General features: G+C 39.7%; 16 protein-coding genes. 14 read left to right on the forward strand and 2 right to left on the reverse strand.

Annotated elements, in window-relative coordinates; translation table 11 throughout:
• Positions 1 to 16: 16 nt before the first annotated feature.
• From LQ203_RS07990 to LQ203_RS08040, 11 genes are all read left to right on the forward strand, one after another.
• On the forward strand, positions 17 to 1264 hold the full coding sequence (locus LQ203_RS07990; protein WP_230157050.1) for a glutamate-5-semialdehyde dehydrogenase: 1248 nt from the start codon (positions 17 to 19) through the stop codon (positions 1262 to 1264).
• Positions 1265 to 1344: 80 nt separating this feature from the next.
• A complete protein-coding gene (locus tag LQ203_RS07995) occupies positions 1345 to 1791 on the forward strand; it encodes a general stress protein (protein WP_230157051.1) in 447 nt (148 codons plus the stop codon).
• A 660-nt stretch (positions 1792 to 2451) separates the two neighbouring features.
• Complete coding sequence (locus LQ203_RS08000; RefSeq protein WP_230157053.1) at positions 2452 to 4383, forward strand: sigma 54-interacting transcriptional regulator; 1932 nt, start codon at positions 2452 to 2454, stop codon at positions 4381 to 4383.
• Between the two features lie 186 nt (positions 4384 to 4569).
• On the forward strand, positions 4570 to 5544 hold the full coding sequence (locus tag LQ203_RS08005) for a hydroxyacid dehydrogenase (RefSeq protein ID WP_230157054.1): 975 nt from the start codon (positions 4570 to 4572) through the stop codon (positions 5542 to 5544).
• A gap of 75 nt (positions 5545 to 5619) precedes the next feature.
• Complete coding sequence (locus LQ203_RS08010; RefSeq protein WP_230157056.1) at positions 5620 to 5811, forward strand: DUF3311 domain-containing protein; 192 nt, start codon at positions 5620 to 5622, stop codon at positions 5809 to 5811.
• Entirely contained in the window at positions 5811 to 7307 is a 1497-nt protein-coding gene (locus LQ203_RS08015; protein WP_230157058.1) for a sodium:solute symporter family protein, read from the forward strand. The genes LQ203_RS08010 and LQ203_RS08015 overlap by 1 nt, the downstream gene beginning before the upstream one ends.
• Positions 7308 to 7386: 79 nt before the next feature.
• A complete protein-coding gene (locus tag LQ203_RS08020) occupies positions 7387 to 9051 on the forward strand; it encodes a thiamine pyrophosphate-dependent enzyme (protein ID WP_230157060.1) in 1665 nt (554 codons plus the stop codon).
• A gap of 83 nt (positions 9052 to 9134) precedes the next feature.
• The gene (locus tag LQ203_RS08025) at positions 9135 to 10310 is read left to right on the forward strand and encodes a Glu/Leu/Phe/Val dehydrogenase dimerization domain-containing protein (protein ID WP_230157062.1); all 1176 of its coding nucleotides are present in this window, start codon (positions 9135 to 9137) and stop codon (positions 10308 to 10310) included.
• A gap of 93 nt (positions 10311 to 10403) precedes the next feature.
• Positions 10404 to 11831 carry an amino acid permease gene (locus LQ203_RS08030; RefSeq protein ID WP_230157063.1) on the forward strand — a complete coding sequence of 476 codons (1428 nt, stop codon included), beginning with the start codon at positions 10404 to 10406 and terminating at the stop codon, positions 11829 to 11831.
• A gap of 75 nt (positions 11832 to 11906) precedes the next feature.
• Positions 11907 to 13349 (forward strand): aldehyde dehydrogenase family protein, encoded by a 1443-nt coding sequence (locus tag LQ203_RS08035; protein ID WP_230157066.1) that lies wholly within the window; start codon positions 11907 to 11909, stop codon positions 13347 to 13349.
• 69 nt (positions 13350 to 13418) lie between these two features.
• Complete coding sequence (locus LQ203_RS08040) at positions 13419 to 14450, forward strand: SRPBCC family protein (protein ID WP_230157067.1); 1032 nt, start codon at positions 13419 to 13421, stop codon at positions 14448 to 14450.
• Positions 14451 to 14649: 199 nt separating this feature from the next.
• Here the strand turns inward: LQ203_RS08040 and LQ203_RS08045 are convergent, their stop codons facing one another.
• Complete coding sequence (locus LQ203_RS08045) at positions 14650 to 15096, reverse strand: DUF5392 family protein (protein WP_230157068.1); 447 nt, start codon at positions 15094 to 15096, stop codon at positions 14650 to 14652.
• Between the two features lie 169 nt (positions 15097 to 15265).
• Here LQ203_RS08045 and LQ203_RS27470 point away from each other — a divergent pair, with 169 nt between their 5' ends.
• The 3 genes from LQ203_RS27470 (at position 15266) to LQ203_RS08055 (ending at position 16455) form a co-directional block, all read left to right on the forward strand.
• Positions 15266 to 15394 carry a hypothetical protein gene (locus tag LQ203_RS27470; protein ID WP_290370541.1) on the forward strand — a complete coding sequence of 43 codons (129 nt, stop codon included), beginning with the start codon at positions 15266 to 15268 and terminating at the stop codon, positions 15392 to 15394.
• Positions 15395 to 15608: 214 nt separating this feature from the next.
• Complete coding sequence (locus LQ203_RS08050) at positions 15609 to 15989, forward strand: endonuclease Q family protein (protein WP_230157069.1); 381 nt, start codon at positions 15609 to 15611, stop codon at positions 15987 to 15989.
• Complete coding sequence (locus LQ203_RS08055) at positions 15979 to 16455, forward strand: endolytic transglycosylase MltG (protein ID WP_230157070.1); 477 nt, start codon at positions 15979 to 15981, stop codon at positions 16453 to 16455. Before LQ203_RS08050 ends, LQ203_RS08055 begins: the two co-directional genes overlap by 11 nt.
• Before the next feature lie 130 nt (positions 16456 to 16585).
• Here LQ203_RS08055 and LQ203_RS08060 read toward each other — a convergent pair whose 3' ends face one another.
• The gene (locus LQ203_RS08060) at positions 16586 to 16828 is read right to left on the reverse strand and encodes a hypothetical protein (RefSeq protein ID WP_230157071.1); all 243 of its coding nucleotides are present in this window, start codon (positions 16826 to 16828) and stop codon (positions 16586 to 16588) included.
• Positions 16829 to 16834: the final 6 nt, after the last annotated feature.

Genomic DNA, 16834 nt, shown 5'->3' on the forward strand with positions numbered 1-16834 from the left:
AGGGGGCAATTTGAAAATGAGTGAAGTGATTGCGAAAGGAAAGGCAGCGAAAGCAGCAAGTTTCCAGCTAATTGGATTGACAACGGAAAAGAAGAATGAAGCACTTGAGAAAATTGCCAAGCAACTTATTATCGATAAAGATTTTTTGATAAAAGAAAACCAAAAGGATCTGGAAGATGGCAGGAAAAAAGGCTTCAGTGAGTCTACATTGGATCGAATTATGTTAAATGGTAACCGTATAGATGACATGGCTGCGGCCATTATGCTTTTAATCGATTTAAATGATCCAATTGGGGAACAATTGGAGACGATCGAAAAAGAGAATGGTTTATTAATTAAAAAGTTACGGGTGCCGATCGGTGTAATCGGGATGATTTATGAAGCAAGGCCGAACGTGACCATCGATGCAGCTACATTATCCTTGAAAACGGGGAACGCCGTCCTATTAAGGGGCAGCTCGTCAGCCAAGAACTCGAATATGGCCCTAGTCTCTTCCATTCATAAAGCTTTAGAGAAAACGGAAATTCCAGTGGACGCTGTTCAGTTAATCGAGGATACAAGCCGTGAAACCGCTAAGGAACTTTTTCATCTTAATGAGTATTTAGATGTTTTGATTCCCCGCGGTGGAAAGAATTTAATTGAAACGGTCATTAAGGAGTCCACTGTTCCCGTCCTCGAAACGGGGGCAGGTAATTGTCATATTTTCATTGATCAAACGGCAGATATCACCATGGTTGAGAAGATTGTATTGAACGGTAAAACACAGCGGCCTTCCGTATGCAATGCAATTGAGAGCCTTTTAATACACGGAAAATGGTTTGAAGAAAATGGAAAACGAATTTTGGAAATCCTCGACGAAAAGGGTATTGAAGTTTACGGAGACAAAGCAGTTTGTAACGCTTTTCCGAAAGCGAAAACGGCTACGGAGGAAGATTGGTCAACTGAATACCTAGCATTGAAAATCAGCGTGAAAGTAGTAAACGGTGTATCGGATGCCATTGAACACATTAACCGATACGGTACGAAACATTCCGAAGCAATCCTAACAGAAGATGAACAAAACGCTTCCTTATTTTTAAATAAAGTAGATGCAGCAGCCGTTTATCACAATGCTTCCACTCGCTTTACAGATGGTTTTGAATTCGGTTATGGAGCAGAAATCGGCATATCCACGCAAAAGCTTCATGCACGTGGACCAATGGGTTTACCTGCCTTAACATCGAGCAAGTATTTCATTTATGGCCAGGGGCAAATCCGGGAGTGACATTCATTTTTGCATAGAAGGTTATTAAAACTCAATTAAGGGTATTGTATAGTACATTACTTTTAAAGGAGCAGATACTTATGGACAAGAGGTTTATAGCAATATATGAAAATGAAAATGAAGCGATTTCGGCAGTCGGAAATTTAAAGGAACAAGGATATAACTCCGATCAAATATCAGTAGTAGCAAAAAACATTGATAACTTACCAAATGAAGCTGAGGAAGTCAGCCCAGCTAAGACTGATGGATTGGTAGCTGGGGCAGCAGCTGGAGGAGCTGTCGGATTGACTGGCCTACTTATTGGAATGAGTGCATTAGCCGTACCGGGAATTGGTCCGATTTTGGCAGCAGGCCCGATTTTCGCCACGTTTGGCGGAGCGGCAGCCGGTGCAGCATCAGGAGCAGGCGGATTGAGGAAGCCATTATTGGATATTGGACTGAAGGAAGCGGAAGTCGATAAATATGTGGAAGACATCAAGTCCGGGAAAATCCTTGTCATTGCCGATCCTTCGTTAGTTCGTAAGTAAAAATCACCATGGAACAATTTAAGAAGATTGACAACAAACCCTGTCCTCAAATACCCAATATGTGTTTATTGAAAAACCCCGTTCAGGATTTCTTGAACGGGATTATATGTTTTTAGCCTAATTTTATTATCAGTTACTAAAAAATCAAAAGGAATTCCCCATTTGTATGAAGAATATAAGGAATATGTACTATTAGTGTGAAAGGAATGAAAATTATGAAAAAAATAGGTGATGAATAAAATGATATACCAGTAATTTGTTTTTATACTGAAGTTCATGTTACATGCGTATTCTAACGATGAAGATCAGAGGAACATAAACATTCGAAGAAAAAGGTTAGTGGCGTTTGAATGTGACACCCATACCCCTTTAAATAGGTGACTAATGTTTTTGGATCATTATCAAAACATTCGAAAAAACCCACGATAACAGGGTTTTTTATTTTTCAAAAGAGATTTTTCATAAATGAAATATCTAAATAAATTGCGGACGATTAATTTTTTTGGAAAGTGCCAATTGGTAATCAGGATAGCAAGCCATTTAATTTTCATATGATTGAAAATTTTGCTTGCCATTCTTAGCTATCTCGATTATTTCAAGTCCATGTTTAATGCTAGTAGATAATATCCAATAAACCTATATGATTTTGAGGTGTGTGCTTTGATAAAAATTAAACTCGTTGTTCCTCGAAAAGGGTATATAACGGACGCTTTTGAAAGATTTGAGGAATTCAACCAATTGGAAGAAGCGGAAAATAATGATGATGGTTCAGTGAAGTTTGTGTTAGAGGAGGTAGTTGTGGATGCTGATCAGATTGTGAAGCTGAAGCTTGATGCTGATGTAGTCATCTCACGGGGATTAATCACGAAGCTTTTAAAGGAATGCAATGAATTAATTCCTATCGTTGATATACCTGTACAAGGTATAGATCTCATTCGTTGTCTGTATGATTGCAAGGCACGTTTTGGCAGTAAAAAAGTGGCCGTTATTGGAGCGTTAAATATGATTTATGGCGTGGAAAACCTTTCTGATATCGTTGATTTGCCAATCCAGTCCTATATATTAAATGATATCGAGTCCTCCGCCAGTTTAGTAGATTTAGCGGTCAGTGATGGCTGTGAGGTGGTGCTAAGTGGTTTAAGTACCTGTAAATATGCTGAAGAGATAGGATTGGGAGCCATTCTCGTTAATACTGGAAAGGAATCATTTCGGCAGGCGTTGATCGAGGCGAAAAGAGTAGCTCTTGTCAGTAGAAGGGAACAGGAGAAGACCAAGCGCTATCAAACGATTCTTAATTATGCCTATGAAGGGGTTATTGCTATAGATTTAAAAGGGCAAATATCTGTATTTAATACGGCGGCTCAGGAGATATTATCCATTTCCAAGGGGAACTTAATTGGAAATTCTATATATGAAATAATAAAGCATGGAAAATTTCGTGATATGTTTTTAAGTGACGATGAATACGAAAAAGATATCGTTGCTTACCAATCTATTCAATTATCGGTAAAAAAAGTTGGGATATTTTTAAAAGGTAAAAAAGTGGGGGATATGGTCGCCTTTCAAGATGTTACACGCATTCAGGAAATGGAAGGGAAATTCTATCGGAAGTTACATTTACGCGGACATGTGGCTAAGTACACATTTGATGATATATTGTATCGGGGTCCCGAAATTAAGCGGACGATTGAAACAGCTCAACATTATAGTGAAGTAGATTCAAACATTCTTATAATTGGAGAAACCGGAACGGGCAAGGAAATATTCGCCCAAAGCATACATAATCATAGCAGCCGGAAAAATAAACCGTTTGTAGCCATTAATTGCGCGGCGCTTCCCGAAAATTTATTGGAAAGTGAGCTCTTCGGATATGCAGAAGGAGCTTTCACGGGTGCTATGAAAGGCGGAAAGCAAGGATTTTTTGAACTTGCTCATAGAGGTACCATCTTTTTGGATGAAATAGGGGAAATCTCCCCAAAAATGCAAAGCCGGCTGCTCCGTGTCCTGCAAGAGCGGGAAATTATGCGCATTGGCGATGATAAAGTAATTCCGGTTGATGTGAGAATTGTGTCGGCAACGAACAAAGACCTCATGCAAATGGTCAAAAGTAATGACTTTCGCGAAGATCTGTATTATCGCTTGAGTGTACTGGACCTTTTATTGCCTCCACTTCGGGAACGCAGGGAGGATATTCCGTTATTGGTGAATGCTTTTATTCAGAAAGGTCATTCGGATCAAAAACAAATTAAGATTACGGATGCTGCCAAGAAAAAGCTGAGTGAAGAGAACTGGGAAGGGAATATTCGCCAATTGCAAAATTTTTGTGAGCGATTAAGCGTTCTTTATAAAGACAAGTTAATTGATGTGTACGATATCGAAATGTTTTTTCCGAATAATAGTAAAAAGAAAATAGTGTTGAAACAAGAGGAAGAAAGCGGGATGTCGCCTGGGATACATTTATCCGAGCGTGAAAGAATTGTTCAAACGTTAATAAGGGTTAATTATAATAAGGGAAAAGCTGCCTCTGAGTTAGGGATGAGTCGCACGACTTTATGGAGAAAGATGAAAAATTTACATATTGAAACAAATTGAAACATAAAGAAACAAATTAATTCATTTTGAAACAATTTGTTAACTTCATTTATGTCTTGATTAAGAACGAAAAGGCTTGTTTCTTGGATAATACTGATGTTTTTTATGTTGGCACAATTATTGTATATATACAAAGGAGTAGGAAAGATTTATCCTTCCGGGTTAACAAGAAAGGGTGGTGGGCATGTGAGTCATTTAGTGTATATTCCACAAGATATTGAGAAAGAGGGCAAAAGTTATTTAGTGGAAAGAGGCTATAAGATTAAAGTAGGGTCTGACCTGGCGCAAGAAATTCTAATCGAAGAAATCAAGGATTGTGATGCAGTATTAACGAGATCGACGGCTGTAATAAATAAAGATGTTATTCAAGCAGCTGAAAACCTCAAAGTAATCGCTAAGTATGGAGTGGGCTTGGACAATATTGATATCGAAGCAGCTACAGAACGTGGCATTTATGTAACAAATACGCCAGAGGCAAATGCGAATGCTGTAGCTGAACATGTAATGGCATTGATTTTATCATTGTCCAAAAATTTAAACTTGGCTGATAAAGAGCTGCGCAGTGGGAATTTTGCTATCCGTAATCAACTTTTTGGCATGGACTTGGAAGGCAAGACTTTGGGGATTATTGGACTAGGTAGAATCGGCAGAATACTGGCCAAAAAGGCTTCGAAAGGCTTCGATATGAAAGTAATTGGCTACGACCCCTATGTTACAGCCGGCATGGACTCGGAATTAGAGATAGTAACAGATTTAGAATGGTTATTCAGAAACTCTGATGTTATAAGTCTGCATCTGCCGTTAACGAAAACAACGAAGGGTATAATCGGAAGCCGTGAGTTTACCTGGATGAAACCTTCTTCCTATTTTGTAAACGCTTCCAGGGGCGGTGTAGTGAAGGAAAGTGATTTAGTAAATGCTTTGCAAGCGGGCAAAATTGCCGGCGCTGGAATAGACGTGTTTGAAGTTGAGCCTCCTGATAAATGGAATCCTCTTTTTAAATTGGATAATGTGATTGTCAGTCCTCATAATGCGGCATTGACGAAGGAAGGTTCGATACGGATGGCTGTACATGCTGCCATGCAAGTGGAACAAGTTCTTACTGGTGTAAAACCGAATTGGGCTGTAAATGAGCCCTTAACTAAAGGGGTGTCAATGTAAGTACACGTATGTTTTTTAAAATAGCAAGGTATTAAAAAGTTCAGGTTGGCATTTGTTGATAAGGATGGTGAACAAATGAAGAAAATGATCTATGTGATAAGTGTGATACCAGCACTCGGCTCGCTTTTTGTTATCAATCGAATTGAACCTTATGTTTTAGGAATGCCATTTGTTCTTTTTTGGGCCATATTATGGGTATGTCTTACATCTGTATTTTTGATGATTGCTAATAAACTTGATCCTGCAACTAAGGAGGAAGAAGACTGATGAATGCAGCCCTGCTTGTTATCTCTTTCTTTCTCGTTCTGTGTATTTGGTTAGGACTTCAAGCACGAAAAGGTAAAAATATGAGTTTGGAACAATGGGCTATAGGTGGAAGAGGTTTCGGCAGCTTTTTGCTCTTCTTTTTGATTGCAGGTGAAATGTTTACGACATATACGTTTCTGGGGGCCAGCGGCGGAGCTTATAGATCCGGTATGCCTCCTGCCTTATACGCTTTCAATTGCTTCTATTTTGTAATCGCCTATTGGCTGTTGCCGCCAATTTGGAGGTATGCCAAAAAAAACAATGTCATATCTCAATCTGATTTTTATGACAAAAAGTACAATAGTCCGGCTTTAGGTATTCTTGTGGCGGTAATTAGCGTTATTTCAATTATTCCTTATCTGATCATGCAGTTGAAAGGGTTAGGAATAATCGTATCGGAAGCCTCCTATGGCTCCATCTCTCCTAATGTGGCTATAGTTGTAAGTGTAATTGCAATCACAATTTATGTAACGGCTTCAGGAATGCATGGTGTAGCATGGACGGCCGTCATTAAAGATATCATGATTTTGGCAGTTGTCGTCTTTATGGGGATTTATTTTCCACTTCATTATTACGGTGGTTTGCAGCCGATGTTTGAAGCAATCGATACAGCAAAACAAGGATTATTGTTATTCCCTGAACAAGGAATGAGTATCTCTTGGTTCATTTCCGCTACGATTATGACGGCACTTGCCTTCTATATGTTTCCTCATATGTTAGCGGGAGTGTTCTCTGCAAAAAGTCCAAAATCACTTCGTTGGAATGCTGGGATTATGCCAATTTATCAAGTAATCATCATTTTTTCGCTTTTTATTGGTTTTTCTGCGATACTTCAAGTTCCGAATTTACAGGGAGCAGAAGCAGACTTAGCTTTATTTAAAATGGCGAAGATGTCATTCGATCCCTGGTTTGTTGGAGTGATTGGAGCATCTGGGGCGATGGCGGCCCTAATACCTAGTTCACTCGTGTTGACGGCTACGGCCACGATACTTTCAAAAAATGTATATAAGGTTTGGAAACCGAATACATCAGATGAACAACTTCGGAGTTTGAGCAGGATGTTAGTACCGGTCATTTCTATAGTGACTCTATACTTTACGTTCAATGGCGGGGAGTCAATTTTTACGTTGTATCTTATGGCATATAGTTTCATGGCACAGTTGTTCCCAGCTCTTTTTTTCAGTCTGTGGAAAAAGAATCCCGTTACCGTTCAAGGAGCTTTTGTCGGCATGATTGTGGGAATTCTGCTTGTCATATACTCGACTACTTCAGGTACGACACTTGCCACATTATTTCCATCACTACCGCAAGCAGTACAGGATCTTGATGTGGGGTTAGCTGTATTACTTATAAACATTGCAGTAACTTTGGGGGTTAGTGCTGTGACAAGAAAAACTTCAATCCATGTGGAAGAAGATGGTGAACAAGTTTCGGGTATGGGGAAACTTGTTAAATAATAGTAAAAATGAGTTCAATATTCATATAAACATAAATTACTAGAACAAAAACACGTTTTTGAAAGCGGGAGGCTTGATTATGAAAGTTAATGGAGGAAGAGCGGTCGTAGAAGTAATGGCTAAAGAAGGGGTAAAAAAAGCTTTTTGTGTACCAGGTGAAAGCTATCTTAGTGTAATGGACGCACTATATCAACATTCTGAAATAGAACTTATTTCTGCCAGGCATGAGGGTGGTGCCTCTTTTATGGCAGAAGGGTATGCGAAGGCTTCTGGTGAGGTAGGAGTTTGCATGGCAACACGTGGAGTGGGTGCGACAAACTTAGCTATCGGTATCCATACTGCTGCTCAAGATTCAACCCCTTTGGTTGCGCTTATTGGGCAGGTTGAACGCCCTTTTAAAGAAAAGGAAGCATTTCAGGAAGTAAATTTGACGGGCTTTTTCAGTCATTTATGTAAATGGACGGTAGAAATCGATCGTGTCGAAAGGATCCCGGAATTATTGCAACGGGCGTTTCATATGGCACGGTCGGGACGTCCGGGCCCTGTATTAGTGTCTTTGCCGCATGACATGTTAGAGGATGAGGCAGAGTTGAGCATCAATCATTCTTATCGCTCGCTTCCTCCTCAACCACATATGGAAGATGTGAAGCAGGCTATAGAGACGTTACGAAACGCGAAGCGCCCCGTATTGATTGCTGGTGGCGGTGTGATTCATGCTAGGTCTAACAGGCTGCTTGTACAGTTTGCCGGGGCAATGAAACTACCTGTTGTAACCGCTTTCCGCCGATTCGACGCGTTTCCGAATTCCCACCCTTGCTATGCAGGATGGCTTGGGTTTGGGACACCTCAATATTTACTTGATGCAATCCGAGACGCAGATGTTGTTTTGGCGTTAGGGACGAGATTCTCTCAAGTAGGAACACAAGATTACACCTTGCTTTCTAAACATACAAAACTGATCCATGTGGATATTTGTCCCGATACTTTTGGTAAAGTGTATGCTCCTTCTCTTGCCATTGAAGCCGATGCCAAGAGTTTCTTAGAACAAGCGGTGCAAGCGCAAGGTTCAGATTCTTCTATTTCAAATGAAGATAATGTAAAAGAATTGCACGATAAATATATGGAATTTTCTGAAACGAAGCCCGACTACACAGAAGATTTCGTGGACATGGACGGATTCATGCATGACATTGCTGCCAGTCTTCCAAAGGATACCATTATTACAAATGATGCAGGCAACTTTTTTGGATGGCTATCGAGATATTATCGCTTTGAACATGAAAATACTTATGTGGGGCCAACATCGGGGGCCATGGGATATGGACTGCCTGCGGCAATAGGGGCAAAACTGGCGCAGCCTCACAAACATGTGGTTTCTTTTTCAGGAGATGGCGGCTTTATGATGACTCTCCAGGAGATTGAAACGGCTGTACGATATAAAATTCCGATCATATCCATTGTTGTGAACAACAATATTTACGGAACAATTCGTGCACATCAAGAAAGGCATTTTCCAAATCGGGTCGTTGGAACGGACTTGTCCAATCCTAATTTTGCCGAATTGGCCCGCTTATTTGGAGCGCATGGTGAAAAGGTTGAAAAAAATAGTGAATTTGCGCCAGCGCTGCAAAGGGCGATTGCTTCAGGGCTTCCGGCTGTTATCGAGGTTACAGTCAATCCAAAGATTCTTTCTGTAGGCCAAGACAAGAAAGAAGTACACGAAAAGCTCGTGTCCAACAAATAGTAGCCGGCATAAATGCTTAGGTATTGTTTGCATTAGAAGGTAGTAGGAACGAATAAAAGGAAGGTTTTGGGGAGGTTTCAAAGATGTTAAAACCATATTTAGTTGTCGAATGGAACGATACGGAAACAGATGCAAAAGGCTGGCTGGTCGTTCATAATTTTGTGAAAGGCTACGCAGGCGGCGGTACGAGAATGCATCCAACGGTTACAAGAGAAGAGGTAGAAAGGTTAGCTGAGGCGATGGCTTATAAGTATGTAGCTTGTGAGTCTGAGACGACTGGCGGTTGTAAAGCGGGAATTGCCTATGATTATAAAGCGCCAGACGCGTATGCAGTATTAAGAAGATTTCTAATTGCGATGATGCCTTATATAGACATCGGGGTATCTTTAGGCAGTGATTTAGGTACCAAATATGACGATGTGCTCAAAATATTTAAAGAATTTGGTATTGATATCCCTCTTACGAAATCAATGAAGCAAAACCCGAATGTTCTGCAAGGGATAAAAGACTTCGATGAACTGTTGACGACAAAAATTGACGGGTTGTTTTTAAACGATGTCGTTACGGGCTACGGTGTAGCATTTTCCGCAGATGAAGCATGGAAATTTAAAAACGGAAAAGATGAAGCGAGAGTTGTCATTCAAGGATTCGGATGTGTAGGAGCAAGCTGCGCATTGAAAATGTGCCAGTTAGGTTATAAAGTGGTTGGAATTTCTGATGCAGCCCTTTTAGTAACGTGTGAAGAAGGATTAGATGTCCAAAAGCTTATTGATCACAAGAATTTGTACGGAGAAATGGATAAAGCATTTTTTGAACCGCATTATGATGTAAGATCGAACACGGAATGGCTCGATATAGATTGCGACATTTTAATTCCGTCCGCACTCGAAGATGTCATCCACAGTTCCAATGCTAATAGCGTAAAAGCAAGCTTGATTGTGGAAGCGGCAAACATTCCCCTTTCTCCTGAGGGGGACGAAATCATAAAACAAAGAGGAATTGATCTTGTCAATGATTTTGTAGCCAATCTGGGGGCGATAAGATTTTATGATGTGATTATTTTCGGACTAGTTAAACCAAACCCACAAGCTGTAGTTGATGATATTGAAAAACTATGTAGAAAAAATACGTATCAATTGTTTACAGAGGCAAAAAACCAAAATAAATCTCAAAGAGAAGTAGCTTATGAAATATTTAAACCAACAATAGGCGACTTGCTAGAATATGGGGAGCCTTCCGAAGCGTTATCTGCACAATGATGTGCTTTGATTTCAGAATAATGGCAACTCTCGTTATCTTGTGTTAATTAAAGGTGTATAGGCCAGGTATTCGATTAGAAACGGAGGGTATTCATGCAAACAGTACCTGAAAATCAGCCAAAAGAATTACAGCGATCAATGAAGAGCAGACATTTATTTATGCTCTCCTTAGGTGGGGTAATTGGAACAGGCCTTTTCCTGGGATCAGGTTATGCAATCGGGGAAGCCGGACCCGCAGGAGCGATTATTGCCTATTTGGTCGGTGGTTTATTAATGTACTTGGCGATGATATGTCTCGGTGAATTATCGGTAGTGATGCCGGTGTCCGGTTCCTTTCAGGTCCATGCAACGAAATTTATTGGACCCGCCACTGGATTTGTCATTGGATGGATTTACTGGCTGAGCTGGGCTCTATACGTAGGCCTGGAATTTGTAGCGGCTGGTTTGCTCATGACTAGATGGTTTCCTGATATACCAGTATGGGTTTGGTGCACGATATTTACCGTCCTTTTGTTCAGTATTAATGCGTTAACAACAAGAAGTTTCGCAGAAACAGAGTACTGGTTCTCAGGGATTAAAGTACTTGCCGTTATTCTGTTCATCATTATCGGTGCGGCAGCGATGTTTGGATTGATTCATATGGATGCAAAGCCTGCTCCGTTTTTTTCTAACTTTATAGGTGATGGACTATTCCCTACAGGGTTCACAGGTGTGTTTGTATCGATGATGACGGTCGTATATGCATTTCAGGGATCAGAAATCATGGGGGTTGCAGCAGGAGAGACGGAAAACCCGCAACAGACCATTCCGAGAGCGATTCGAAATATCGTAATACGTGTGTTGCTATTTTATGTACTAGCAATCTTTGTCTTGTCGGCTATCGTTCCGTGGCAAGAAGTTGGGGTGATGGAAAGCCCATTTGTTACCGTGTTTGAAATGGTAGGCATCCCTTATGCTGCCGACATTATGAATTTCGTAATTTTGACGGCAGTCCTTTCTGTTGGGAACACGGGTCTGTTTGCATGTACGAGGATCCTTTTCTCCCTTTCTCAAAACGGTATGGCGCATGCTTCATTTGGAAAGCTCAATCGGCGTGGTATACCAATTAACGCCTTACTTATCAGCATGGTCTTTGCCTTGCTGTCGTTACTTACTAGTGTAGTAGCAGAAGAAACGTTATTTGTTGTGTTACTGTCTATAAGCGGGGTTGGAGGATTACTTACTTGGATAGCAATTGCGTTGGCACAGTACAGATTCCGTAAGCAATATATCAGAGAAGGCGGAAAGATTGAAGATCTGAAGTATAGAGTACCTTTCTTCCCATTTGTCCCGATTCTCTGCATTCTTATGTGTCTAGGTATTTTCGTTTTTACCGCTTATGACCCGACACAGCGTAATTCGTTGTATTGGGGATTAGGTTTCGTCGTTGCTAGCTATATATTTTACTATTTTAGATATACGAGAAGGAAAATAGAGGTTCCGGTCTTATCAAATGAACCGCCCAATGATTTCGTTCAATAGAAAATATTGTTCATATGCAGACAAAGTGCAACCATAAAGAAAATCTACCATCAATAGAATGTGGGAGGAAATCGTATGCGTTATTTAAATTATATTAATGGAAAATGGAAAGAACCAACTACTGGGGAGTATAAGGAAAACCTTAGTCCCCATAATGGAGAAAATTTAGGGGAATTTCCATCTAGTGCGGCCGCAGATTTACATGATGCAGTGGCTGCCGCAAAAAATTCATTTCCTGCTTGGAAAAAACTATCGTTTCAGCAAAGGGCTTCATACTTGCAGAAAGCAGCTGATATTTTGAAAAAGAATATGCAGGAAGTAGGTCGGGATTTGATAAAGGAAGAAGGAAAAACATTCTTGGAAGGGATGGGGGAAGCCAATCGAGCTGCTAGCATTCTTGAATATTATGCTGCTGAAGCCCGGCAGCCACTTGGAGAAGTAATTCCTTCAGCGAATGCCAATACATTTTTGTACACAACTCGTACTCCGCTCGGTCCGGTTGGTTTGATTACACCATGGAACTTTCCAATTGCCATCCCTGTGTGGAAACTGGCACCGGCCCTTATTTATGGGAATACAGTCGTAATTAAACCGGCTGACCTTACACCTAAGTCAGTTTATCATGTGATAAAAGCATTGGATGAAGCGGGTCTTCCGGCTGGAGTCATTAATTGTGTATTCGGAAGGGGTTCCGTCATTGGTGCTGAATTAGTGGAACATCCGGATGTGAAGGCTATATCTTTTACCGGTTCGAATCAAGTAGGTCAGCAAATTCAAAAACAAGCCATTGAACATGGGAAGAAAGTGCAAGTGGAAATGGGAGGGAAAAACCCGCTCGTCGTACTAGCTGATGCTGATCTAGATAAAGCAGTGGAAATTGCTGTAGGTGGAGCTTTTAAGTCCACTGGGCAAAAATGCACAGCCACTAGCAGGGTGATTGTCGAAGAAGGAATTTATGAAGCATTCCGTGACCGTCTTGTAGCTCGTACGAAAGAATTAAAAGTGGGCGACCCTCTCAACGAAGAAACATATATTGGTCCGGCTGTATCTAGATCACAACGCGATGGCGTGCTTGAAATGATTGATGTTGGGAAATCAGAAGCAACGCTATTGTGTGGAGGAGAGATTCCGACTGAAGAGGAATTGGCGAACGGTTTTTATGTACGACCGACTATCTTTGAAAATGTTGCTCAACATGCCCGCATTGCACGTGAAGAAATCTTTGGACCAGTCATCGCACTTTTTAAGGCAGAAAATTATGAGGAAGCAGTTAAGATGGCGAATGATACCGAATATGGATTGAGCGCAGCAATTTGCACGAATAATTTAACGGCGGCTCAAAGATTTATTGAGGATGTAGAAGTGGGTCTTGTCCATGTCAATTCGGAAACAGCAGGAACTGAACCGCAAATGCCATTTGGCGGATGTAAAAATTCAAGTGCAGGCAGCCGTGAACAAGGGAAGAGTGCAGTTGAATTCTATACAGAAGTCAAGACAGTCTATATGGATCGGGTATAACTAGAATAAAAATTGTACGAAGCGGTTTTATTGAAAAAAATCAGATAATTATCAGGAGGGACTTTCAATATGTCAATTAAAGAAAATGTACAGTTCAGCCCTACACTACCATATTCAAGTTATGTCGATCCAGAAGTATTTAATGAAGAAAGAAAAAAGATTTTCAGTAAAAATTGGATATTAGTCGGGCATACCAGCCAACTTGAAAAAGTAGGTGATTTCTTGACATTGGATATCGCAGGTGAGCCTATTATCGTTTCTCACGGTACTGATGGTGAACTGCGTGCTTTCTACAATATTTGTCCTCATCGCGGAATGAAAGTAGAAAACTCTGACAAAGGAAATAAAAAAGTTTTACAATGTGGATACCATGGATGGACGTTCAAATTAGATGGAAATGTAAATAGGGCTCCTAATTTTAAAACGAATGAACTGGGAGAACACAGCTGTATGAAATCCATTCGCTTAGAAGTTCAGAATGCTATGGTTTTTGTCAATCTGGACCAAAATGCCGCTTCTCTGGCAGAAGTATATCAGGAATTTTTAGAGGGAATGAAAGAGTATCCCTTCTTTGATTCTCTAAAACTAGTTAGGGAAACTCGGCGTGAAGTTAAAGCTAATTGGAAAGCTGTTGTTGACAACTACCTTGAATGTGATCATTGTTCCATTGCCCATCCTGGCTTTGCAAAATCTTTTGATATATCGAACTTTTGCACAACGACACACGACAAATTCACCTATCAATATATGGCAGCGAGCAAGAATGCTGAAGGTGACCAAGCGCGCTTTTATTGGATTTGGCCAAATATGATGATTAACGTTTATCCAGGAGACGGGAATGTGAACACCATTCAAGTAGTTCCTGTTGATGCAGAGACATCACTAGGTATTTATCGTGATTACTCCCTCAATGAAATCACAACAAAAGAAAAAGAAGAATATTTTAAATTTGTTGATCAAGTAAGGCAGGAAGATTTTGACCTGGTGGAAAAATTGCAAAAAGGATTGAGTTCCCAGGCATTTACAAATGGTATCTTTTCTCCGACCGAACATGCTGCAGTCTATTTTCACGAACTTATTGATAAGAACCTCCAAGACTAATTACTTTTTTGGAAAGGATCTATCGTAAAGTAGTTTTACCTCGTTAAGTAGACAGTTTCAAAGGCTACACAACCAACCCGTTTGAATCGGCAGGTAACCGATTCCAACGGGTTGGGGTGTTTTTTATCTTATATTTTTTTAAGCGCTAATCGTTGGCTGATTCCAACGGGTATAGTAATTTACGAACTTCCTTTTGCATTTATTCCTCGTGTGAGGTTCTGTTCATCCTTTGTTGTTCTTCAGAGAGAAACTCAAAAAAAACATTCATGGCAAAAAGCGGCTGATCATTTACCCTTTTATAGTAATTACTTTTCCTGGCATCTGTTAAATAGTTACTTTTTTTCATTCTTTCCAACATATATTTTTGGCTCATTTTCACTATTTCTTTTTGATTGTGTTTATTTTCTTTTAAGAGAGCAAACCCAACAGCTCCTACCAATGCATAAATTCCAAGAGCAATTTTCGAGATGGGTAATGATTCGCCCTTAAATAAAAGGAAAAAAAGATTAATGATGGAAAAACCTATCATCACAGTTGATAAAAGTCTGTATTTCATATTTTTTTTCAACAAGGGAGATAATTTTGATTGAAGCTGTTCCATTTCGGCTTGCATGAAGCGCGGTATCTTATTTATTTTTATATTCATTGTTTCCTCCTTATTATCTTGCATGCATTCAATAAGTATGGTGCACGATAAAATCACACCTATTTAATGAAACAGGAAAGGAACCTAATAGTATATATCTTATCGTTTTGAAGGGCATTTGTCATTTAATATACTTCAGGTGGGAATTCCGCTAAGAGGAAAAGTGAAAATGAACGTGAAGAAACGAGCAAACGATGAAAAAAAAGCTGTTAATGATGAAAAACCTCTATTCCCTCATGTTGTGGAAATTTTATATGCAGGATTATTACATGATCAAAATATATTAACAAAGCTTTGATTCATCATTTGATAATGGTAAAATAGTATTAAAATGGAAGGTGTTAATATGTGTTTTACCATTATAATTATTGAAGGATAGCCAACTCTCGCCTTTTTTTGTCATAAATACATGACTATCGTAATATTTTGTTCTTTTAAATCGAGTTTTGGTGCAAATCAATATATAATTAGAAAGCGAGATTATAGATACAAAGATTAAGGAGGGACATAGAATGATGGAATGGGCTCTAGTCATTTTGTTTGGTGCAGCAGTTTTACTGTTCATTTTGTCGTTTATTAAAAAGGATTCAATGAAAGTGGACAGTCAATTGGAAATGCTTGCTAGCAATTTTGGAGATGAAATGAATGTATTACATGAAAAAATCAGGAACATCGAGATAGATGCTGAAATTACGGTGCAAGAGTCGGGCATACTTGCCATGTCTTCCGAAAAGCGGAACTTGTTGCGTGAAGTACTCGACTTACATAAGCGGGGCTATTCTTTTGAAAGCATCGCGTTGAAAACAAAACAGCCGGAAAATGAAATAGAACGCTTGCTTACTCCTTACATAGTAACGAAGAATGAAAGGAGAAATGTTGCCAATGACATCTAAATCAATGCGCAGCTTTGCAGGGGGTCTTATTGTTGCCGCTGGATTGTGCGGTGCAGTATACTTCTTTGGACCAGGTGAAGCGACCGACACATCAGAGAAACTATCGGAAGATGATATGAAAGAGTCTCTGGCTTCGAAAGGGTATGTTATTCATTCTGAAAAAGAATGGGAAGATCAGATAGCAGAAGAGCAATCTATTAAAGATAAGGCGGAAGCCGAAAAAGAAACAGAAAAAGAAAAAGAACCAACTGAAAAAATCATCTACCGTACAGTTCTGAAAGTATCTAAAGGCTCGACAAGCATCGATGTAGGCAAAACACTTCAAAAAGCAAAAGTCATCAAGAATGCCAATGAATTTTCTGACGAGGTTGAGAAAAAAGGCAAGGCCAACGGATTACGTCCAGGAACATATGAGGTAGATAGCGAGATGACGACGGATAAAATCATATCCATCATATTTAAATGACCATAAAAAACGACCATCTTTATGATAGTCGTTTTTTTATGCTTTGAACTCCCGTTTAATCATTTTAGGCTTAAGAAAAAACAGCCATGTTGTTTTTGGACTTACCAGTATCGGATTCATAGATAGCTATTTAAGTTCGTTTATTCATTGTGTTTTTAAGTTTACCTATAATAAGCAATAATAAAGGCATGATCAGACCAAAAGTCGATGCAAAGAATAACCAAATATTATTATTGAACTCTCCAGATACCTGGACCGTTGGAAAAATAATGATTGAAAGAAAGATCATAATCATTCCTAAAGCAGTAGTAAACACCGTTCTGGTATAGGTTGTAATGATCCAAATCGTAGCGATAATAGCTTCAATTCGCACGTGGAA

It is taken from the genome of Peribacillus sp. Bi96 (genome assembly GCF_918698115.1).
Lineage (GTDB): Bacteria > Bacillota > Bacilli > Bacillales > DSM-1321 > Peribacillus.

What these genes read in the sequence shown, in the direction of transcription:
- LQ203_RS08055 (WP_230157070.1), top strand. Translation starts at nt 15,979, where the DNA reads ATGACATCTAAATCAATGCGCAGCTTTGCAGGGGGTCTTATTGTTGCC.
- LQ203_RS08020 (WP_230157060.1), top strand. Translation starts at nt 7,387, where the DNA reads ATGAAAGTTAATGGAGGAAGAGCGGTCGTAGAAGTAATGGCTAAAGAA.
- LQ203_RS08040 (WP_230157067.1), top strand. Translation starts at nt 13,419, where the DNA reads ATGTCAATTAAAGAAAATGTACAGTTCAGCCCTACACTACCATATTCA.
- LQ203_RS07990 (WP_230157050.1), top strand. Translation starts at nt 17, where the DNA reads ATGAGTGAAGTGATTGCGAAAGGAAAGGCAGCGAAAGCAGCAAGTTTC.
- LQ203_RS07995 (WP_230157051.1), top strand. Translation starts at nt 1,345, where the DNA reads ATGGACAAGAGGTTTATAGCAATATATGAAAATGAAAATGAAGCGATT.
- LQ203_RS27470 (WP_290370541.1), top strand. Translation starts at nt 15,266, where the DNA reads ATGAACGTGAAGAAACGAGCAAACGATGAAAAAAAAGCTGTTAATGAT.
- LQ203_RS08030 (WP_230157063.1), top strand. Translation starts at nt 10,404, where the DNA reads ATGCAAACAGTACCTGAAAATCAGCCAAAAGAATTACAGCGATCAATG.
- LQ203_RS08045 (WP_230157068.1), bottom strand. Translation starts at nt 15,096, where the DNA reads ATGAATATAAAAATAAATAAGATACCGCGCTTCATGCAAGCCGAAATG.
- LQ203_RS08015 (WP_230157058.1), top strand. Translation starts at nt 5,811, where the DNA reads ATGAATGCAGCCCTGCTTGTTATCTCTTTCTTTCTCGTTCTGTGTATT.
- LQ203_RS08050 (WP_230157069.1), top strand. Translation starts at nt 15,609, where the DNA reads ATGATGGAATGGGCTCTAGTCATTTTGTTTGGTGCAGCAGTTTTACTG.
- LQ203_RS08035 (WP_230157066.1), top strand. Translation starts at nt 11,907, where the DNA reads ATGCGTTATTTAAATTATATTAATGGAAAATGGAAAGAACCAACTACT.
- LQ203_RS08025 (WP_230157062.1), top strand. Translation starts at nt 9,135, where the DNA reads ATGTTAAAACCATATTTAGTTGTCGAATGGAACGATACGGAAACAGAT.
- LQ203_RS08010 (WP_230157056.1), top strand. Translation starts at nt 5,620, where the DNA reads ATGAAGAAAATGATCTATGTGATAAGTGTGATACCAGCACTCGGCTCG.